The organism is Kribbella sp. VKM Ac-2571 (assembly GCF_004362255.1).
Taxonomy (GTDB): domain Bacteria; phylum Actinomycetota; class Actinomycetes; order Propionibacteriales; family Kribbellaceae; genus Kribbella; species Kribbella pratensis.
In genome coordinates this window covers 370,176-390,566 of sequence record NZ_SNWS01000004.1, presented here as the reverse complement: position 1 = coordinate 390,566, position 20,391 = coordinate 370,176, and the positions used below count along the sequence as shown (strand labels likewise).

The 20,391-nt window shown below is 69.1% G+C and carries 14 protein-coding genes; 3 read left to right on the top strand and 11 right to left on the bottom strand.

What is annotated here, in order from left to right; translation table 11 throughout:
* Positions 1–59: 59 nt before the first annotated feature.
* Positions 60–836: an HpcH/HpaI aldolase/citrate lyase family protein gene (locus EV651_RS12255; protein WP_133785239.1), complete on the bottom strand. Its 777-nt coding sequence runs from the start codon at positions 834–836 to the stop codon at positions 60–62.
* 72 nt (positions 837–908) lie between these two features.
* Between EV651_RS12255 and EV651_RS12250 the strand changes: the two genes are divergently transcribed.
* Positions 909–1,814, top strand: coding sequence for a phosphotransferase family protein (locus EV651_RS12250; RefSeq protein WP_133785237.1), 906 nt, complete (start codon positions 909–911; stop codon positions 1,812–1,814).
* Here the strand turns inward: EV651_RS12250 and EV651_RS12245 are convergent.
* Together EV651_RS12245 and EV651_RS12240 are read right to left on the bottom strand one after the other, a co-directional pair.
* Positions 1,811–3,340, bottom strand: coding sequence for an acyl-CoA carboxylase subunit beta (locus tag EV651_RS12245; RefSeq protein ID WP_133785235.1), 1,530 nt, complete (start codon positions 3,338–3,340; stop codon positions 1,811–1,813). The genes EV651_RS12250 and EV651_RS12245 overlap by 4 nt on opposite strands.
* Positions 3,341–3,466: 126 nt before the next feature.
* Positions 3,467–4,630 (bottom strand): acyl-CoA dehydrogenase family protein, encoded by a 1,164-nt coding sequence (locus EV651_RS12240; RefSeq protein ID WP_133785233.1) that lies wholly within the window; start codon positions 4,628–4,630, stop codon positions 3,467–3,469.
* Between the two features lie 94 nt (positions 4,631–4,724).
* Here EV651_RS12240 and EV651_RS12235 point away from each other — a divergent pair, with 94 nt between their 5' ends.
* Positions 4,725–5,123, top strand: coding sequence for a MerR family DNA-binding transcriptional regulator (locus tag EV651_RS12235; RefSeq protein ID WP_238156833.1), 399 nt, complete (start codon positions 4,725–4,727; stop codon positions 5,121–5,123).
* Here EV651_RS12235 and EV651_RS12230 read toward each other — a convergent pair.
* The 7 genes from EV651_RS12230 to EV651_RS12200 form a co-directional block, all read right to left on the bottom strand.
* A complete protein-coding gene (locus EV651_RS12230) occupies positions 5,120–5,347 on the bottom strand; it encodes a hypothetical protein (RefSeq protein WP_133785229.1) in 228 nt (75 codons plus the stop codon). The genes EV651_RS12235 and EV651_RS12230 overlap by 4 nt on opposite strands.
* 21 nt (positions 5,348–5,368) lie before the next feature.
* On the bottom strand, positions 5,369–6,115 hold the full coding sequence (locus EV651_RS12225) for a sirohydrochlorin chelatase (protein WP_133785226.1): 747 nt from the start codon (positions 6,113–6,115) through the stop codon (positions 5,369–5,371).
* Positions 6,112–7,239, bottom strand: coding sequence for a uroporphyrinogen-III synthase (locus EV651_RS12220; RefSeq protein WP_166658589.1), 1,128 nt, complete (start codon positions 7,237–7,239; stop codon positions 6,112–6,114). The genes EV651_RS12225 and EV651_RS12220 overlap by 4 nt, the downstream gene beginning before the upstream one ends.
* Positions 7,229–7,573, bottom strand: coding sequence for a nitrite reductase small subunit NirD (gene nirD, locus EV651_RS12215; RefSeq protein WP_133785224.1), 345 nt, complete (start codon positions 7,571–7,573; stop codon positions 7,229–7,231). The genes EV651_RS12220 and nirD overlap by 11 nt, the downstream gene beginning before the upstream one ends.
* A 76-nt stretch (positions 7,574–7,649) precedes the next feature.
* The gene (nirB, locus tag EV651_RS12210; RefSeq protein WP_133785222.1) at positions 7,650–11,546 is read right to left on the bottom strand and encodes a nitrite reductase large subunit NirB; all 3,897 of its coding nucleotides are present in this window, start codon (positions 11,544–11,546) and stop codon (positions 7,650–7,652) included.
* Positions 11,543–13,657, bottom strand: coding sequence for a molybdopterin oxidoreductase family protein (locus tag EV651_RS12205; RefSeq protein WP_133785220.1), 2,115 nt, complete (start codon positions 13,655–13,657; stop codon positions 11,543–11,545). The genes nirB and EV651_RS12205 overlap by 4 nt, the downstream gene beginning before the upstream one ends.
* On the bottom strand, positions 13,654–15,021 hold the full coding sequence (locus EV651_RS12200; RefSeq protein WP_133785218.1) for an MFS transporter: 1,368 nt from the start codon (positions 15,019–15,021) through the stop codon (positions 13,654–13,656). Before EV651_RS12200 ends, EV651_RS12205 begins: the two co-directional genes overlap by 4 nt.
* A gap of 147 nt (positions 15,022–15,168) precedes the next feature.
* Between EV651_RS12200 and EV651_RS12195 the strand changes: the two genes are divergently transcribed.
* Positions 15,169–17,292: an MMPL family transporter gene (locus EV651_RS12195; RefSeq protein ID WP_238156832.1), complete on the top strand. Its 2,124-nt coding sequence runs from the start codon at positions 15,169–15,171 to the stop codon at positions 17,290–17,292.
* 21 nt (positions 17,293–17,313) lie between these two features.
* Here EV651_RS12195 and EV651_RS12190 read toward each other — a convergent pair whose 3' ends face one another.
* The gene (locus EV651_RS12190) at positions 17,314–20,385 is read right to left on the bottom strand and encodes a LuxR C-terminal-related transcriptional regulator (RefSeq protein ID WP_133785213.1); all 3,072 of its coding nucleotides are present in this window, start codon (positions 20,383–20,385) and stop codon (positions 17,314–17,316) included.
* Between the last annotated feature and the right edge of the window lie 6 nt (positions 20,386–20,391).

Here is a 20,391-nt window from a genome sequence, read left to right as displayed (position 1 = left end):
CGTCGGCTGAGCGTGAACCGCCCCGAACCGGCGCGATTGCTGAGTGGCGGAGGTCCGCCCTACGAGCGGGCTGTGGTGAGGTGGGTGGCGGCGATCGCTTCGAGGTGGGCGAGGTCTGAGGCGACGGTGGCGAAGGTGTAGCCCTGGGCCAGTCGCTTCTTGGCCGACTCGCCGTCGAACGTGTGGATGCCCGCGGCGATCCCGGCCTCCCGCGCAGTGCGGGCGATCAGCTCGATCGCCTCCTCGAACGGACCCTCGACGTCCGGATCACCCGGGAAGCGAGCACCGAGCGCGAGGCTGAGGTCCGACGGCCCGACGTACACACCGTCCAGCCCGGACGTCGCGCAGATCTCCGCCACGTTCTCGAGGCCGAGCGGGGTTTCGATCATCGCGAGTACGACGGTCGCGTCGTCGCTGTCCGCCGGCACCGGACCGATCCGCAACGAGGCCCGCATCGGCCCGAACGACCGCACCCCCACCGGCGGGTACTTCGCCGCCCGAACCGCGCGAGCCACGTCGTCCGCGCTGTCGATCAGCGGCACGATCACGCCGGTCGCCCCGGCGTCCAGCGCCCGCCCGATCGGCGTCGGATCGTTCGCCTCGACCCGCACCAGACCGACCGTCGCCCGCGGCCCGATCGCGGACCCGGCGTCGACCGCGAGCAGCCCGGTCATCAGCCCCTGGTACCCGATCAGCCCGTGCTGCGCGTCGAGCACCACATAGTCGTACCCGAGCCGCGCGATCCGCTCGGCGGCAGCCGGCGAATCCAGCGTGATCCAGTACCCGACCAACTTCTCCCGAGCCCGGACCTTGTGCGAGAAATCGTTTGCATTCACCCCCGCAGACTATCCAGACCCGCGTCCGAAAATCCCTCGACCAACCATCAGTTGGACGAGACGATGCTGAGGATGGCATCCACGGAGCTCCTCCTGCACGAGTTGGTCGCCGAGGCCGGGCTGCCGGCGGTCGCGAACGCCGTACCGATCACCGGACACGGCTTCGACCACGTCATCCTGCTGGCGACACTCGCCGACGGCACCCGCGTCGTCCTCCGGCATCGCGCCTCGCACCCACGCCCGCTTCCCGTGGTACAGGCACAGTTCCTGGCCGATCACGACGTACCTGCACCGCGTCTGCTCGGCGGCAACGACGAGGCGACGCTGTACGAGTACGGGCCTGGCGAGATGCTCTCCACCCTCGTGGCGGAGGGGCGAATGACGAGCGACGCGTGGCGCTCGCTCGGCACGGCGATGCGGCGGCTGCACGCCGTACGCTTCCCGAACAAGCTGCAAGGCACGTTCGGCCCGGACGGCCTCACGCTGACCCCCGCTGACCCTGTCGCGAAGCTGCACGAGGACCTCACCGCGGCCGAGGACTACCTGCGTACGCACCTGCCCGAGGTCGTCGCGCAACTTCCGCAGGCTCACGCGCTGATCGACGCGCACGCCGACAGTCTCAGCGGGCCGACGGCCCTTCTGCACTTCGACATGAACCCGTCCAACATCATCGTCGGCCCGGCCGAGACGCTCCTGATCGACTGGGGCGACACACGCGTCGGCGACCCGGCGGGCGAGATCGCGGCGCTCGAAGAGCACATCTACCTCATCGACCGCACCCCACAACTGCCGGACGCGTTCTACGAGACCTACGGGCCACGTGCGGACAAGGTCGACGTCTGGCGGTTGTGTGGGGCGGTCGGTTGGTATGCGAGCGGGGACTTCGAGGAGTTCGAGCAACTGGAGCCGGAGTTGCGTGCGAAGGCCCGCCGTTGGCGTACGGGCCTGGCGGACTACCTAGGCACTCAGCTGAGCTAGACGGGTGGTACGCCGTGGCGCCGATGGGAGAATGTGCGGTCCTTGGACTGGGCCGCGGCGAGGCGGGCGATCAGGTCGGCGCGGAGGTTCTCCGGCTCGACGATCGCGTCGATGACCAGGTCGGCGGCCAGCCGGAGGATGTCGATATCGGTCTCGTACTCCTCGCGCAGCCTGGACACGTACTCGACCCGCTCGCCCTCGTCGGCGATCTCCTGGATCTTGTTGTAGTACACGGCGTTGATCGCCGCCTCCGGCCCCATCACCGCGATCTTCGCGGTCGGCAACGCGACACACGCGTCCGGCGAGAACCCGGGTCCGCACATCGCGTACAGCCCCGCGCCGTACGCCTTCCGGACGATCACCGACACCGTCGGCACCGTCGCCTCCGACACCGCGGTGATCATCTTCGCGCCGTGCCGGATGATCCCGGCCCGCTCGACCTCACTGCCGATCATGAAGCCCGGTACGTCGCACAGGTACACGAGCGGCACGTTGAACGCGTCGCACAACCAGATGAAGCGTGCCGCCTTGTCCGCCGAATCGACGAACAGTACGCCGCCCTTCACCGCCGGCTGGTTCGCGACGATCCCGACCACCTGCCCCGCGAGCAGCCCGAACCCGACCACAAGCTCAGGCGCGTACGCCGGTTTGATCTCGAAGAACGTGTCCGCGTCGACGAGCGCGTCGATCACGTCGTGGATGTCGAACCCGACGCTCTCCTCGGCCGGCACCAGGTCCCGGGTGAAGTCCCGGCCGGCGTCCGCGGCGTCGTACGACGGCGGTCGCGAGCGCCACGAACCGGGCAGGTAGAAGAAGTACTGCTTCGCGAGCTCGATCGCCTCGGCGTCGTCGGATGCGAGCAGGTCGCCGCAGCCGGAGACGCTGGTGTGCATCCGGGCGCCACCCATCTCCTCCAGCGTCACCTTCTCCCCGACGACCATCTCGGCCATCCGGGGCGAGCCGAGGTACATCGAGGCATTGCCGTCGACCATGATCACGATGTCGCAGAACGCCGGGATGTAGGCGCCGCCCGCCGCGGACGGGCCGAACAGGCAGCAGATCTGCGGGACCTTCCCGGACAGCGCGACCTGGTTGTGGAAGATCCGGCCCGCACCGCGGCGGCCGGGGAACAGCTGCACCTGGTCGGTGATGCGGGCGCCGGCGGAGTCGATCAGCCAGAAGATCGGCAGCTCGTCGCGGAGCGCGACCTCGGTGATCCGGACGATCTTCTCGACCGTCCGCGCGCCCCAGGAGCCCGCCTTCACGGTCGGGTCGTTGGCGACGATCAGCGCCGGCCGGCCGTCGACGAGCGCGCGACCGGTGACGACACCGTCTGCAGGCAGGCCCGGGTTCAGCGCGTTCGCCAGCTGCGCATCCTCGACGAAGCTCCCCTCGTCGACGAGCAGGGCGATCCGATCACGCACATACAACTTGTTCTGCGAAGCGAGCTTGGCCGCCGCCTTCTCGGGCGGCGCCAGGGTCGCCTCACGGGCGACCTTGACCTCAGTCCAGTGATCGTGGGTCATCGGGCCTCCCGTCCTGGACTGAGGAGCGCAGGGAGCGAAGCGACCGGAGCGACGAGGGAAGGACGGGAGGAAAAGCCCGATGACCCGCCGCGACGGAGTCGTGGCATCGATGCAGTCATGCAAGCATCATTCCACTGGGAGGCCGAGCGACCTCGCGATGAGCATCCGCTGGACCTCCGACGTACCTTCGCCGATCTCCAGGATCTTGGCGTCGCGGTAGAACCGGGTGACCGGGTACTCCTCCATGAAGCCGTAGCCGCCGAAGACCTGGGTGGCGATCCTGGTCGCGGTCACCGCGGACTCGGTCGCGTACAGCTTGGCCACCGACGCGGCCTGCTTGAAGTCGGCCCTGGACGCGCCCGCATCCTTCAGCGCGGCGGCCCGGTAGACCAGCAGCGAAGCGGCGTCCGCCATCACCTTCAGGTCGGCGATCTGGAAGGCGACACCCTGCTTGCGGCCGATCGGTACGCCGAACGTCTGCCGCTCACCCGCGTACTGCACGGACAGCTCCAGGCACGCGCGGATGCAGCCGAGCGCGACCGCCGCGATCGCGACTCGCCCGTCGTCGAGCGTGGCCAGGAACTGCGCGAACCCCTTGCCGCGTTCACCGAGCAGATTGGCCTCGGGGACCCGGCAGTTCACGAACGACAGCGGGTGCGTGTCGCTGGCATGCCAGCCGAGCTTGTCGTACGCCGCTTCCGCGGTGAATCCCGGCGTACCGCTCGGGACGATGATCGTGGAGATCTCCGGCTTGCCGTCCGGCTTTTCGCCGGTGCGCGCGGTGACCGTCACACACGAAGTGATGCTCGAACCGGAGTTGGTGATGAACTGCTTGGAGCCGTCGATCACCCATTCGCCGTTGTCGAGCACTGCGCGGGTCTTGGTGGCGCCGGCGTCCGATCCGGACTCCGGCTCGGTCAGCCCGAATCCGGCCAGCGACCGGCCCGCGACCAGGTCGGGCAGCCAGGCGGCCTTCTGCTCGTCGGTGCCGAACGTCAGGATCGGGTTGATGCCGAGCCCGACCGCCGCCTCGAGCGTGATCCCCATCGACTGGTCGACGAGGGAGATCTCCTCGATCGCCACGCACAAGCTGGTGAAGTCGCCGCCTGCGCCGCCGAACTCCTCCGGCGCGGTCAGCCCGAACAGCCCGAGCCGCCCCATCTTCTGCACGACCTCCACCGGGAAGTAGTGCTTGCGGTCCCACTCGGCCGCGTGCGGCGCGATCTCCGCCTCCGCGAAGTCGCGAACGCTACGACGGAACTCCTGATGCTCCGCGGACAACTCGAACATACGCACCCCTTCGTGCTTGAAAGCGCCTCCTCCAGCGAGGTACTTGACGCTTACGTAAACGTAAAGCACGCTAGGCAGCATGCACAATAGCCAGGTGTCCGCAGAGACCTGGTCGATCGCCGAACTGGCCGCCGAGTACGACGTGACGCTGCGAACGATCCGGTTCTACGAGGACCGCGGCCTACTCACCCCCGAGCGCCGCGGCACCCAGCGCGTCTACCACCCCCGCGACAAGGTCCGCCTCGGCCTCATCCTGCGCGGCAAACGCCTCGGCTTCTCCCTCGACGAGATCGCCAAGATCGTCGACATGTACGACGCCGAACCCGGCGAGGAAGGCCAACTCGCCTACCTCCTCGCCCAGATCACCCACCGCCGCACCGAACTGGAACAACGCCGCCGCGACATCGAAGAAACCCTCGAGGAACTGGCCGAGGTGGAAGCCCGTTGCCGCGCCGACCTCAAAGCCCTGATGGATCAGAGCGGCACTCGCTAGGTCGTCTTGCGGCCGTACAGCCAGTAGATGATCGGTGCGGCGCCGAGGGAGTTCAAGAGGGTGAGGGCCAGGGCCCAGAGCGGTTTGGGGCCACGAACTTGGCTGGCGGGACGTCGCGCCAGGTCGGCCAGTGCGACCGCCTTCAACACGCTCTCTGCGACCGCCCCAGCCACGACCAACCGCTGCTGCCGGGAACTCAGGTCGGCCCACCTCTTCGCATGCACGTCTCCTACGATCCGCCCCCATCACCCCACACGCAAGCACCGCCGTCCGGCGGGCGCGACCACCCGGTGAGTCCTGGATCGTGGCGCCGGATCCACGGCACGAGCCTCGAAGACTTCTTCGTAGCGGTGGAGGGCGAGGGTGGCGAGGCGGGGGTGGGGGGCCAAGGGGGGCGTGACGGGGTGGGGGCCGGACTGGCGGCGGATGAGGTTGTGGAAGAAGCCGGGGGCGAGCAGGTACGTCGCCACGGCCACCCGGCCCGGGGTGCGAGACAGGACCGCGGGCAGGCGGTCTCCGGCGCCGGAGACGTAGCCGACGCGGACCGGGCGGTCGACACGCTCAGCCAACAGACTCGCCGTCTCCTCGCAGTCGGCGAGAGCGCGCGGGTCGGAGGAGCCGGCCGCGGCCAGTACGACGGTGTCCACGCGGGACAGGTCGCCAAGGCGATCCGCGAGGATCTCAACTAGCACGGGATCAGGACCAAGCGCAGCAGCCGCGTGAACCCGCCCGGGATAACGCTGCGCTTCGGCAGCAACGTCGACGTACACGTGGTAGCCGGAGCTCAGCAGCAGCGGTACGACGACAGCGTCCGAGGCGTCCGTGGTGACGCGACGAACGAGGGACGGGAGCGCCGGCGTCAGCAGGTCGACGAAGCCCAAGGAAATAGGCAGATCCGGGCGTTGACGAGCCATCTCCCGCACGAGGTCGTGGATCACCTGGATACCGCGAGGGTCGGCTGTCCCGTGGGCGACGGCTACGAGATCGGTCATGAGGCAACTCCGGCGGGTTCCACGGCCAGGCGGTAGCCGCGTCGCACTACCGTCCGCACCAGTTCCGGACGACCGACCGCCGTACGCAGTCTGTTCACTGTGACCTCCACCGCGTGTACGTCCTCAGCTCCAGGAAGCACCGCGAGCAGCTCCGGTCGCGACACCACATCACCACCGGCCGCGACCAGGGCGGCCAGTACGGCGCGCGGCCCGGGACCGAGTGGCAGCACCACACCGTCCAGGACCGCCGCACCACCACGAATCACCAACTGGCCGAACGCCGTCTCGATCGACCGCGCGTTGTCGTCGGTGAGCCGATCGGTCACCAGCCGGATCAGCGCGCCCAACCGGTACCGGTCGGGGACCAACGGGTCGAGTCCCAGCGCTTCGAACGGCGCCGCGGTCACCGGACCGACGCAGGCATTCAGCACCCGCCCGGTCCGCAACGCCGACGTGAGGTCGTCGTACTGCCCGTTCAACGCCGCAGCATCGAGCATCGCCTGCGCACCCGGTGCCGATGTGTGTACGACGGCGTCAACGGTCCCCGCGCACACCTGCGAGATCATCCGCTCGACCACGGCCGCATCAGGCGCCGGTCCCCACCGATACACCTCCAGCCCACGCACCGACCCGCCGGCCGAACGCAACGCCTCCTGCAACGCAGGATCCGACAACCCGTGCAGCTGTACGACGATCTTGCGCCCGACGACGCCCTGCGCGCGCAGCCATTCGACCACTTCGGCCGTCGTCTCCGACCGCGCCGACCAGTGCTCGACCAGCCCGGCCGCGCGGATCGCGCCGCGCGCCTTCGGACCGCGGGCGAGGATCCGCGACTGCTCCAACGTGCCCAGCAGGTCCGCGGCGAGACCGGCGGTGTCGGCCGCCTCGATCCAGCCGCGGAACCCGACCGCTGTGGTGACCACGACGTCGTCCGGCGGGTTCGCGATCACCCGCCGGGTCGCCTCGATCAGCGCGTGGTCGTCGGCGACCGGCACGATCTGCAGCGTCGGCGCGTGCAGCACCTTCGCACCGCGCCGCTCGAACGACGCGATCAGGTCCTCCGCACGCCGATGCGCCGTGATGGCGATCGTGCAACCGCTCAGCGGCCCCGGCCTAGTAGTCACCTGGACCCACCACGACCTGTCCGTCGACGATCTCGACCGGGTACACCGGTAGCGACACCTCCGGATCGTCCAGGCACGCCCCGGTGCGCAGATCGAAGACCTGCTTGAACATCGGCGACGCCACCGTCGGTACGTCGCCGCGGCTGCCGACGATGCCCCGCGACATCACGTTCGCCCCGCTGAACGGATCCTGGTTGCCGATGGCAAACACCTCGTCGTCGTGGGTCCTGAACAGCGCGATCTGCACCTCCCCGAGCAGCGCGGCGACGCCACGCTCCGGCAACAGTGCCTCGAACGCGCAGACCACCGTGTGCCCGACACTGGTCAAGCTCATCGACGTCCTCGCTTCGCTCCGGGCGCCGATGAGGCGCTGAGAGGGCTGTGCTGGATTGTGAACTCGCTGCGCTCCTTCACGGACGTACCTCCAATCGGGGGCCGGCCAAGAGAACCGGCTCCAGCTGCCCGCGCTCGGCCGAGGTGGCCGGGCGCGGCTGGTTGCGCTCGACCACGTACCGCAGGTCGGCGTCGGGCTGGTCCGGCGCGTTCACGAACGACACGAACCGGGCCAGCTTGCCGGGATCGTTCAGCGTCGCCTGCCACTCGTCGACGTACGAGTCGACGTGCTTGGCCATTGCCGCGTCCAGGTCGGCGGCGATGCCGAGGCTGTCGTTCAGTACGACGTCGCGCACGTGGTCGAGGCCGCCTTCGAGCTCGCGCATCCACACCGCGGTCCGCTGCAGGCGGTCGCCGGTGCGGATGTAGTACATGAGGAACCGGTCGATCGCCTGGAACAGCTCCTCGTCGGTCAGGTCCGAGGCGAGCAACTCGGCGTGCCGCGGCGTCATACCGCCGTTGCCGCCGACGTACAGGTTCCAGCCCTTCTCGGTAGCGATCACGCCGACGTCCTTGCCGCGCGCCTCCGCGCACTCCCGCGCACAGCCGGAGACACCGAGCTTGAGCTTGTGCGGCGACCGCAGCCCGCGATAGCGCAGCTCCAGCGCGATCGCCATCCCGACCGAGTCCTGTACGCCGTACCGGCACCAGGTCGACCCGACGCACGACTTCACGGTCCGCAGCGCCTTGCCGTACGCATGCCCCGACTCGAAGCCCGCGTCCACCAACCGCTTCCAGATCGCCGGCAACTGCTCGATCCGCGCCCCGAACAGGTCGACCCGCTGACCGCCGGTGATCTTCGTGTAGAGCCCGAAGTCGCGCGCCACCTCGCCGATCGTGATCAGTCCCTCCGGCGTGATCTCACCGCCGGGGATCCGCGGTACGACGGAGTACGTGCCGTCCTTCTGCATGTTGGCCATGACGTGGTCGTTCGTGTCCTGCAGCGACGCGCGCTCGCCCTCGAGCACGTGACCGGCCGGGTCCAGACTCGCCAGGATGGACGCGACCACCGGCTTGCAGATGTCGCACCCGCGACCGCTGCCGTGCCGCTCGACGATCTCGCTGAACGTCCGCAGCTCGGTGATCCGCACGACGTCGAACAGCTCGGCCCTCGACAGCGCGAAGTGTTCGCACAGCGCCTTGCTGACCTCCACGCCGGCCTTGGTGAGCTCGGTGTTGAGGAGGTTCTTGACGATCGGCAGACACGAGCCGCACGACGTACCGGCCTTCGTCTTCCCGCACACCGACTTGATGTCGCTGCAGCCCTCGTCGCGGACCGCGCAGCGGATCGTCCCCGCGGACACGTTGTTGCACGAGCACACCGGCGCGTCGTCGGGCAGCTCGAGCTGCACCGGACCGGCACCTTCAGGCAGCAGGAAGGCAGCCGGGTCCGCGCCGAGCTCCCGGCCGACCATCGGCCGCAGTCCGGAGTACGCCGACGCGTCGCCGACCAGGATGCCGCCGAGCAGGGTACGGGCGTCGTCCGACAGCACGAGCTTCTTGTAGACACCGGCCACCGGGTCGGCGTACACGATGTCCAGTGCGCCCTCGGTGGCGCCGAACGCGTCCCCGAAGCTCGCGACGTCGACGCCGAGCAGCTTCAGCTTCGTCGACGTGTCCGCGCCCGGGAACGTCGCTTCGCCGCCGAGCAACCGGTCCGCGACGATCTCGGCCATCGTGTAGCCGGGGGCGATCAGGCCCCACACGCGCCCTTCGATACAAGCGACTTCGCCGATCGCCCAGACACCAGGAACGGACGTCCGGCAGGCTTCGTCGACCACGACACCGCCGCGCTCGCCGATCTGCAGACCGGCCTCGCGACCGAGCTCGTCACGCGGCCGGACACCGGCCGCGAAGACCACCACGTCGGCCGGCAGATCGGGGCCGTCGGCAACGCCCATCGCGCGGGCCGCACCTTGCGAGGTGAGCTTCACGCGCTGACACTGCGTCCCGGTCAGTACGTCGACGTCGAGGCCCTCGATCAGCCGGGCCAGCGCGGAACCGCCGCCCTCGTCGACCTGCAGCGGCATCAGCCGCGGCGCGAACTCGACGACCTTGGTGCCGGCGCCGAGCGCCCGCAGCGCGCCGGCCGCTTCCAGGCCGAGCAGACCACCGCCGACGACGACGCCGTTGACGTCCTTGCCCTCGCTCTTCAGTCGTTCGACGTACACACGCAGCGCGGCGACGTCGTCGATGGTCCGGTAGACGAAGCAGCCTTGTGCGTCGTTGTTCTTCACCGGCGGGACGAACGCGGCGGAGCCGGTCGCCAGGACGAGTTCGTCGTACCCGACCTGCTCGCCGCGCGCCGTGGTCACGGTCTTCGCCGTGGTGTCGATCGACGTGACCTGCACGCCCTTGCGCAGGTTGACCGCCGGGTCGTCCCAGAGATCCGGGTCGCCGAGGGACAGGTCCTGCGGGTCGCGGCCGGAGAAGTAGCTGGTCAGTGCGACCCGGTCGTACGGCAGCCGCGGCTCCTCGCCGAAAACCGTGATCCGGTAGTTGACGTCCGTGTCGCGCTGCCGCAGCGCCTCGACCAGCCGGTGCGCGACCATTCCCCCACCGACCACCACCACGTGCTTGGCCTTGTTCAGCTCTGCCATCGTCGCCCTCCTGCTCGGGACTGGTTCGGTCTCGCCGCGCCGGAAGCGGTCGAGCAGTTCGCCGACGGCGCCGGTGCAGCTTCCGCACCCGGTCGTCGCCCGCGTCGTGGCGGCGATGCCGGCGACACTGTCGGCACCCCCACGCCAGGCCGCTTCGATCGCGACCCTGGTGACGCCGTTGCACCTGCACACGGTCGCCACCTTCTTGTTCTGTACTGCGGGTACGTCGGGCTCGGTGAGCAGCCCGTCCGCCACCACCGGCGTACCCCGGTCTGCCAACAGCACCAGCTCGGCGGCGACCTCCGGCGCACCGACTGCCACCGCAGACCGGACCACGCCGTCCCGCAGCACGGCCCGTACGTACCGCGTCTCGTCCTCGAGCCGGACCACGGCCCCGTCCTCGTCCTTGTCGCCGAGAACGAGCAGGTCGAGGCCACCGGCCGTCACACGCACGACCTCGTAGTCAGGTAGCTGCGCTGTCTCGTTCATCAGGTGCTTCGCCAGCGCCTCGGCCTGCATCCACGCCGAGTCGACCGTGCCGGTGATGCGTCCGTCGATCTCGGCGCAGTCGCCGATCGCGTGTACCCGTGGGTCGTCCGGGCTGGTCAGCGTGGTGTCCACGACGATTCCGTCGCGCACCGTCAGACCGGTCGCCAGCTCGGTGCGGGCCCGGACACCACACGCGACGACCAGCAGATCGCCGAACACCTGGCGGCCGTTCCGCAACCGGATGGCGCGGAAACTGCCGTTCTTCTGTTCCGTTCCGTCAAGTTCCGTGTTGAGGAGGACCTCGACACCGAGCCGGCGGATCGCGCGCGTCACGCGACGTCCCGCCGACGCGCGAACCGTCTTGTCCAGCAGGGTTTCGCCGTCGTGCACCACCGTGACCGCGACTCCGCGTTCACGCAGCGCACAAGCCGTCTCGACCCCGAGCACCCCGCCTCCGAGGACGACGGCACGCCGGACCGTGCCTGTTGCCGCGACCACCGCCCGTGCGTCGTCCAGGGACCTCAGCAGCTGCCCGCCCTCGACGCCCTTCGGAACCACCGGCACAGCACCGGTCGCGAACACCAACCGGTCGTACGGGTGCTCGCGACCACCGTTGTCGGTCACAACCCGCCGTGCCCGATCCACGGCCACCGCGGTCTCGAGCGGCTCGTTGCCGACAGCAACCTCCGCGCGGCCCGCGACGTACTCGGTCAGCCGGCCCCGGTTGTACGACGGCTCGTCGCCCAGGACCGTGACGTCGTACGACGGCAACAGCTCTGCCAGCCGCCGGCCGGCCATCCCGCCGCCGATGATCACCACTCTCATGCCGGAACTCCCGTCGCTGGCAGGGCAGCGGCGGTGACTTCGACGGCACACGCCTTGAACTCGGGCATCCGCGACACGGGGTCGAGCGCGTCGTTGGTCAGCTCGTTGACCGCCTCCGTGCCACCGAAGTGGAACGGCACGAAAACGGTGTCCGGCCGGACGTCGGCCGTCACCCGCGCCGGCAGCACCATCGACCCGCGCGCGGTCCGCAACCGCAGCGGACGCCCGTCGCCGATCCCCAGCTGCGCGGCGACCCGCGGATGAATCTCGGCGTACACCTCGGGCTCGGCCTCGGCCAGCTCCGGAACCCGCCGCGTCTGCGCGCCGCTCTGGTAGTGCTGCAGCAACCGCCCCGTCACCAGATAGAGCGGTGCCTCGGTGCTGAGATCGTCCGCGACCGGGCGGTGATCGACAGGTACGACGTGCGCCCGCCCGTCCGCCGTCGGAAATCCGTCGGAAAACAGCCGCGGCGTCCCCGGATGCCCTTCGTGCGGCACCGGCCAGAACAACGCCTCGTCCGCGTCCAGGCGCTCCCAGGTGATCCCGGAGTAGTCGGCCTTCCCACCGGCACTCGCTCGCCGGAGCTCCTCGAACACCTCGGCCGGATCGGTCGAGAACCCTGGTACGTCGAGCCTTTCGGCGATCCCCGCGAAAACCGCGAGATCGCTTCGCACCTCACCCGGCGCGGCCACCGCGGCACGCCGCCGCAGTACCCGGCCTTCGAGGGACGTCATCGTCCCTTCCTCCTCGGCCCACTGCGTGACCGGAAAGACCACGTCCGCGATCAATGCCGTTTCCGACGGCACCACGTCCGCGACAACAAGGAGATCGAGAGACGCCAGGCGCTCCCGGACCGACGACAGGTGCGGCGCCGACACGAGCAGGTTGCTCCCGTGCACCAGCAGCGCCTTCGGACCATCCGTCGTACCGAGGGAGTTGATGAGCTCGACCGCGCTCTTCCCCGGCCCGGGCAGCTCGTCCGGATCCACACCCCAGACACCAGCGACGTAGGCGCGCGCCGCCGGGTCCGAGATGCTCCGGTACCCAGGCAGCTGATCCGCCTTCTGCCCGTGCTCCCGGCCGCCTTGCCCGTTTCCCTGCCCCGTGATGCAGCCGTACCCGCTGCCCAGCCGGCCCGGGAGGCCAAGCGCCAACGCGAGGTTGATGCAGGCAGTCACCGTGTCGGTGCCCTTGCTGTGCTGCTCCGCCCCGCGGCCCGTGAGGATGAACGCCCCAGCGCCGCCATGCACCGGGGCAGCCGCCGCCAGCACCCGTGCGGCCCGCCGGATCGTCGCCGCCGGAACACCGGTCACCCGCTCGGCCCGCTCGGGCCACCAGGAAGCCGTCGTCCGGACGAGCGCATCCGGATCATCGGTCCGCTCCTGCAGGTACGTCGTATCCGCCAGCCCTTCCTGCAGCACCACGTGGGTGAGTGACAGCACCAACGCGAGGTCGGTACCAGGCGTCGCCTGCAGGTGAATTCCAGCGTTTTCCTCAGTCAGACCAGCGGTTGCGGAGCGACGCGGGTCGACGACCAGAAGTCCACCCGAGTCGCGTGCGCCCTGCAGATGCGCCACCGCCGGCGGCATCGTTTCCGCGATGTTGCTGCCGACCAGGAGGACTGCTCCCGCACCGCCCAGATCGGCCAGCGGAAACGGCAGTCCGCGATCGATTCCGAACGCCCGGTTCGTCGCAGCGGCAGCCGACGACATACAGAACCGGCCATTGTAGTCCACGTTCGCCGTCTTCAGCGCCACGCGGGCGAACTTGCCCAGTGCATACGCCTTCTCGTTGGTCAGCCCGCCGCCGCCGAACACGGCGATCGCGTCCCGCCCGTGAGCGGCCTGCAACGCCTTGATCCGGTCGGAAACGAAATCCAGCGCCGCATCCCAACTCGTCTCCACCAGCTCGCCCGCGGCGTTGCGGACCAGCGGCATGGTGAGCCGGTCCGGCACCGTGAGGACCTCGGGAGCCGTCCAGCCCTTACGACACAACCCACCGCGATTGGTAGGAAAGTCGCGCGGCCGCACCTCCACCGCACCCGGCCGAGCGACCGGGTGCAGCGTGGTGGCGCACTGCAATGCGCAGTACGGACAATGGGTACGGATCACACGTGCTCCCGGCTGAGCGAACCGCCCTTGCGCAGGTAGCAGAAGTACGTCACCGCGAGGCAGATCACGTAGAACCCGCAGAACACGTACAGCGCCGGGATCAGCGAGCCGAAGTGGCTCGTCGACATCGCGAATCCACGCGGGACCAGGAAGCCGCCGTACGCACCGACCGCGGACGCGATCCCGATACAGGCCGCGGCCTCACGCCGGGCCCTGCCGGGGTCGCCCGGCGTGGTGACCCGGAACACCGCCGGAATCATCCGGTACACCGATCCGTTCGCGGCACCGCTGGCCACGAACAGGAACAAGAAGCTGATCAGGAACCCGGCGAAGCTGTCGGCCTTGAGCGCGACGACCGAGGCCAGGATGCCCAGGCCCATCACCACGAAGCAGCAGACGGTCAGCCAGGCCCCGCCGACGCGGTCGGCCAGCTTGCCGCCGAACGGCCGCGCCACCGACCCGACCAGCGCACCCAGGAAGGCGATGTGCGCCACGGTGATGGCCGGGAAGGTGGTCTTGATCAGCAGCGGGAACGCCGCGGAGAAGCCGATGAACGACCCGAACGTGCCGATGTAGAGGAACGAGATGATCCAGGTCTGCGGGCGCTTCGCGGCCGCCACCGACGCCCGGAACGACGAGGTCGCGGCGGACAGGTTGGCCATCGACTTCCACGCCCAGAAGGCGGCCAGCACGATCAGCGGCAGCCAGATCAGACCGGCCCGGTTCAGCGTCAGACCGGCGCCGGCGACGATCACGATCGGGACGACGAGCTGCACCACCGCGACGCCGAGGTTGCCGCCGGCCGCGTTGACGCCGAGCGCGAAACCCTTCTCCTTCTCCGGGTAGAAGAACGAGATGTTGGTCATACTGCTGGCGAAGTTGCCGCCGCCCGCGCCCGCCGTGGCCGCGACCAGCACCATCAGCCAGAACGGCGTGTCCGGCCGGGTCAGGAAGTACGACAGACCCACGGTCGGGACCAGCAGCAGGCTGGCGGACACGATCGTCCAGTTCCGGCCGCCGAACTTCGGTACGGCGAACGTGTACGGCAACCGCAGTGTCGCGCCGACCAGGCTCGGCAGCGCGACCAGCCAGAACAGCTGGTCCGTCGTGTAGGTGAAGCCCGCCTTGGGCATCGACACCACGACGATGCTCCACAGCTGCCACACCGAGAAGCCGAGGAACTCGGCGAAAATCGAGGGCCAGAGGTTCCGCCGCGCGACCGCACGGCCCTTCTCGGCCCAGAACGTGGCGTCCTCGGGATCCCAGACATCGATCCACCGCCCGCGTCGCGGCGCCTCGACCGTTCCGACCGTACCGGTCTGGTCGCGGGTGGTGGCGACCTCCGGTCCTGCCTCGAGCGTCATCGCGTGTCTCCGATCATCCGACCTGTTCGATTAGGCCAGGACGCTATGACCGGGGTGTTTCCACGTAGTCATCTTGTTGTTACGTCGCCGAAACGGCTCCCGCACACCCGTCGGCGGGTGGTGAGAGGTTCCGGGTACTGTTCCTGGGTGAACCGGTGGAGGTGGAGGGCGGGGATCGCCGCCGTACTGATCGTTTGGCTCGTGCTGGGCGCCCTCGGCGGGCCGGCGGTCGGAAAGCTGAGCGAGGTCCAGCAGAACGACAACGCCAACTTCCTTCCGAAACAGGCCGAGTCGACGGTGGTCGCCAACGAGACCGCCAAGTTCGTCGACTCCAAGGCGCTGCCGTACTTCGTCCTGATCAAGCGTGACTCCGGCATCACGGCCGCCGACCTCGCCAAGGTCAAGGCGTTCCAGGCGAGGCTCCCCGGGCTCGACCTCGGCGCCGGCAAGAAACTCGGCGACTATCTGACCGGCCCGGCCACGCCGGCAGTCCCGTCGGAGGACCGCAAGGCCCTGCTGCTCACGGTGCAGATCGACCAGGACCGCGCCGACGAGGTGGTCGAGGAGAGCGAAACGGTCCTGTACGCCGTCGCGGACACCCTGCGGACCGACATCAAGCAGGACCTCACACCAACTGGTCTCACCGTCTACGTGACCGGCCCGGGCGGGGTGTTCGCGGACTTCGTGGTCGCGTTCAGCGGGATCGACGGGATCCTGCTCGGGGTCGCGCTCGCGGTCGTGTTCGTGATCCTGCTGATCGTGTACCGCAGCCCGATCCTCCCGGTCGCCGTACTACTCACCGCGGTCTTCGGTCTCGCGCTCGCCGCGCTCGTGGTCTATCCGCTGGCGAAGAACGGCGTACTGCAACTGAACGGTCAGAGCCAGGGCATCCTCTTCATCCTGGTCGTCGGCGCGGCGACCGACTACTCGTTGCTACTCGTCTCCCGTTACAAAGAGGAGTTGCACGACTACGACAGCAAGTTCCAGGCGATGCGCGTCGCGTGGCGAGCCTCGATCGAGCCGATCGCGGCCAGCGCGGCGACGGTCATCCTCGGCCTGCTCTGCCTTCTGCTCTCGCAGCTCGGCAGCACGAAGGGCCTCGGGCCGGTCGGCGCGCTCGGGATCGCCGGTGCGCTGATCGCGTCGATGACGTTCCTGCCCGCGATCCTGCTCGCGTTCGGACGGCGGATCTTCTGGCCGTCGATCCCGCGCGTCGACCACGTGCACTCCAGCGACCAGGTCGGCGGACGCCGGCTCTGGGGACGCGTGTCGGGTCTGGTCGGCCGGCGTTCCCGGCGGGTCTGGGCGATCACGGCGCTGGCGTTGCTGGCTTGCGCCGCGTTCCTGCCGACGTTCAAGGCGAGTGGTACGTCGCAGGAGGACCTGTTCCTGAACAAGGTCGAGTCGGTCACCGGTCAGGAGGAGCTGGCCAAGCACTTCGACGCCGGAGCGGGTACGCCGGTGCAGATCCTGACCCCGGTCGCACTGGCAGATCAGGTGGTCCAGACCGCGACGAAGGTCGACGGTGTCGGCGGAGCCTCCGCCTCGGCCGCGCCCGGCGTACCGCCGAAGGTGGTGGACGGCAAAGTACTGGTCCAGGCCACGTTGAAGGTGCAGGCCGACTCACCGGACGCGACCAAGGTGGTCAAGCACCTGCGGACCGAACTCGACAAGGTGAGCCCGGACATCCTGGTGGGCGGCAACACCGCGATCAATCTCGACGTACTGGACGCCGCGCAACGCGACCTGCGGGTGATCATCCCGACCATCCTCGCGGTCATCTTCGTCGTCCTGATGCTGCTGCTGCGTTCGCTGGTCGCCGCGATCCTGCTGGTGATCGCGAACGTGCTTTCGTTCGGGGCGACAGTCGGGGTCAGTGCGCTGATGTTCAACCACGTCTTCAAGTTCCCCGGCGCCGACCCGGGCATCCCGCTCTACGCGTTCGTCTTCCTGGTTGCCCTGGGCATCGACTACTCGATCTTCCTGATGACCCGCGTCCGCGAGGAATCCCAGGAGCACGGCACCAGACCCGGCATCCTCGTCGGCCTGGCCGTCACCGGCGGCGTGATCACCTCCGCCGGCGTGGTCCTCGCCGCCACCTTCTCCGCCCTCGCCGTCCTCCCCATCCTCTTCCTGGCCCAAATCGCCTTCATGGTCGCCTTCGGCGTCCTCCTCGACACCACCGTCGTCCGCTCCCTCCTGGTCCCCTCCCTGGCCCACGACCTCGGCAAAAAGGTCTGGTGGCCCAGCAAACTCGCCAAGCGCCCGTAGGGCGGGATTGTCCCCGCCTGCTCAGGGCTTCTTGAGGGAGGCGAGTTCGGTGCGGTTGGAGACGCCGAGTTTGGCGTAGACGTGGGCCAGGTGCGTCTTGACCGTGCCGCGGCTCATAAAGAGGCGTTCGCCGATCTCCGGGTTGCTGAGGCCTTCGACCGCGAGCGCGACCACCTGTTCCTCGGTGGGGGTGAGGCTGGCCCAGCCGGATGACGGGCGGCCGCGGGCGCCTCGGGTACGCCGGGCATAGGCGACGGCCTCGTCCAACGGGAGTGCCGACTCGTCCCCTTGCGCCAGCTGGATGAGGGTCGGGAGGTCGGGGGGTGTTGCCAGGCCGAACTCCGCCCGGGCCGTGGTTGCCGCCGCCGACAGGCGGGTTGCGTCGGAGGTGCGGTTGGTGTGGATTGCCAGCAGGGCAAGGGATTCCAGGCTGTCGATGACGTACGTGCGCAGCCCGTGGTCGACGCGGATGGTGAGCGCCTGGTGCAGGAGGTCTGCTGCCTTGTCCGGTTGTTCGGCGATCGCGATGCGACCGAGTTGATCGAGCGCGTCGGCCAGAATCCGCGGGAGGTTGTAACGACGGGCCAGCTCCGCGGCGCGTTCGAGCAGGTCGGTCGCGTCCTGTCCACGGGCGCGCTCGGCGGCGGCGACCGTGGGCAGCAGCATCGCAGGCACGAACGTCTCCGCGAGCGGGCTGTCCGGTGCGGTGTCGCGGGCCAGCCACTCGACCGCTGCGTCGTACTCGCCGCTCCAGAACGAGACCAGCCCCATCACCTGACCGAGATTCGGTACGACGGCGCCCGCCGTGTCGGCCAGCTCGAGCAGCGGCCGCATCAACTCGCGGGCTTCGTCGAGGCGGCCCGTTCTGGCCAGCACCGACGCCAGTTGCCCGCGCGCGGTGCCGACGCGGTGGAAGTCGGCGAGCGGTTCGGCAGCGGCCAGGGCGCGTTCGGCGATCTCGACCGCCTTCAACGGTTCGCCGGTGGAGACCAGGCTCTCGGACCAGACCGTCAGCACGGTCGAAGCGATACCGCGTTCGCCGCTGGTGGTCAGGCCGTCGGCGGCGCGATCGAGCAGCGGACGGAGCTCGTCATGACGGTCCCAGAGCGAGAGCAGTACGCACTGCAGGGCGACGTTCGCGTTCCGCGCCGATTCGTCACCGATTCCGTCGGCCAGCCGTACACCTTCCGCCGTCAGATCCCACGCCTTCTGGAAGTCCCTGAAGAACTCCCCGACCGCGACCAGTGCAAGGAACAGCGAACGCAGCCGGTCGTCACCCAACTCGGTCGCGAGTTCGAGTCCACGACCCGCGGCGTCGTACCCGAACGGATCGACCGTGTCGGCAACCGTCGCGTACCCGTAGAGCAAACGAGCCTGCAGCAACGATCTGTCGTCCGGCGCACGCTCGATCGCGCGGCGCAGGCAGCCGATGCCCTCGTTGCCGGTTGCCTGCAGGTTCCACAGCCACCGAAGCGCCGCGGCCAATCGCCGGCCGCGCTCGGGATCGTCCGCGGACAGCCCGTGTTCCAGGGCGGCCCGGTAGTTCTCGCGATCCGGTTCGATCAGGACTCGCCACGCGTCCCGATCCTTGTCCAGCAAGGGTTCTGCCGCCTCGGCGACCTGGAGGAAATGATCGAGATGCCGATCCCGTACGTCGTCATCGGCCGTCAAACGTGTTCCGGCGTACTCGCGGATCGTCTCCAGCAACCGGTACCGTCCGCCCTCGGCGACAACGAGCGATTTGTCGACAAGCCGCGCGAGAACCTCGAGTACGGCGCCGCAGACGGCCGATGCGGCGTCGAGAGCGAACCCTCCGGCGAAGACCGAGAGCCGGCGGAAGACCTGACGCTCGTCCTCGTCGAGCAGGTCGTAGCTCCAGTCGATGGATGCGGCGAGCGTGCGCTGGCGAGCCGCGACGCCACGGACGTTCTTGGTCAGCAGGCCGAACCGATCGCTCAGGCCTGCTTCGATCTGCGTCGGCGTCAGCGTGCGGGTCCAGGCGGCAGCGAGCTCCAGGGCGAGCGGGATCCCGTCGAGACGCGCGCAGATCGAGCGGATCGCCTGATCGGACTCCGACTCCGACGATCCAGCCGGTTCGGATTCCGACGGCGTCGCCTGCTTCGTGTCCGGAAAGCCGGTGCCAGAGCGTTCGAGAAACAGCGCCCGGGCTTCGTCGGGGGCGAGGGCAGGGACTCGCCAGATCGCCTCGCCAGGGATGTCCAGCGGCTCGCGACTGGTCGCGAGGACGGTGATCTCCGGGCAGCCGGTTTGCAGGGCGACGACGAACTCGGCGACGCCCTCGATGATCTGCTCGCAGTTGTCGAGGCAGATCAGTGCCCGCTTGGTTCGCAGCTGGCCGATCAGCAGACGGTCGCCGGATTCGACCAGGAGACCGCTCGCGGCTGCGACCACCTCAGGGATCTGCGCACTGTCGGTGACTGCGGAGAGATCGACCCACCAGACGCCGTCCGGCCAGCGTTCGGCCAGTTGCGCCGCGGTCTGCGCGGCCAGCCGGGTCTTTCCGCTACCGCCTGGCCCGGTCAGCGTCACGAGGCGGCTGCCGGACAGCTGGGTTCGGAGCGCTGCGACCTGGGTCTCGCGGCCGATGAAGCTGGTGAACATGACGGGAAGATTGTTCGGCACCCGATCGAGGGAACGCAGCGGCTCGTTCGTGGTGGTGAGCTCGAAGATCCGCTCGGGCGAACCGAGATCACGCAAGCGGTGCACGCCGAGGTCGGTCAGGTCCGGAGCGTTCCGGAGGCCCGCGACAGTTGTTGCAGTGAGCAACGTTTGACCGGGGTTGGCGAGAGCCAGCAACTGTTCGGCGTGGCGGACCGCGGGCGTGGCGGCCGGTGCGGCGTGCAGGGCGATCCGGAGGAGTTCACCGGCGGGCACGCGGGAGGCGGCCTCACGGAGCGTCCCGGCCGCGGCGATCGCGTCTGCCGCGTCGTCGTACACCAGGACAGGCTGCCCGGCATCCCGGCGTACCAGCTGCTCCCCCGGTAGCTCGGCGGCCAGGCCGGCCAGGCGCTCGTAGGCGGGTGCGCTGGCGGCACCGGCGTACGACGCGATCAGAACTGTCACCCCACCCATGGACGC

Coding starts and splice junctions, on each gene's coding strand:
- EV651_RS12200 (WP_133785218.1), bottom strand. CDS start 15,021: ATGACGCTCGAGGCAGGACCGGAGGTCGCCACCACCCGCGACCAGACC.
- nirD (WP_133785224.1), bottom strand. CDS start 7,573: ATGAGCTTGACCAGTGTCGGGCACACGGTGGTCTGCGCGTTCGAGGCA.
- EV651_RS12245 (WP_133785235.1), bottom strand. CDS start 3,340: ATGACCCACGATCACTGGACTGAGGTCAAGGTCGCCCGTGAGGCGACC.
- EV651_RS12190 (WP_133785213.1), bottom strand. CDS start 20,385: ATGGGTGGGGTGACAGTTCTGATCGCGTCGTACGCCGGTGCCGCCAGC.
- EV651_RS12240 (WP_133785233.1), bottom strand. CDS start 4,630: ATGTTCGAGTTGTCCGCGGAGCATCAGGAGTTCCGTCGTAGCGTTCGC.
- EV651_RS12250 (WP_133785237.1), top strand. CDS start 909: ATGGCATCCACGGAGCTCCTCCTGCACGAGTTGGTCGCCGAGGCCGGG.
- nirB (WP_133785222.1), bottom strand. CDS start 11,546: ATGAGAGTGGTGATCATCGGCGGCGGGATGGCCGGCCGGCGGCTGGCA.
- EV651_RS12225 (WP_133785226.1), bottom strand. CDS start 6,115: ATGACCGATCTCGTAGCCGTCGCCCACGGGACAGCCGACCCTCGCGGT.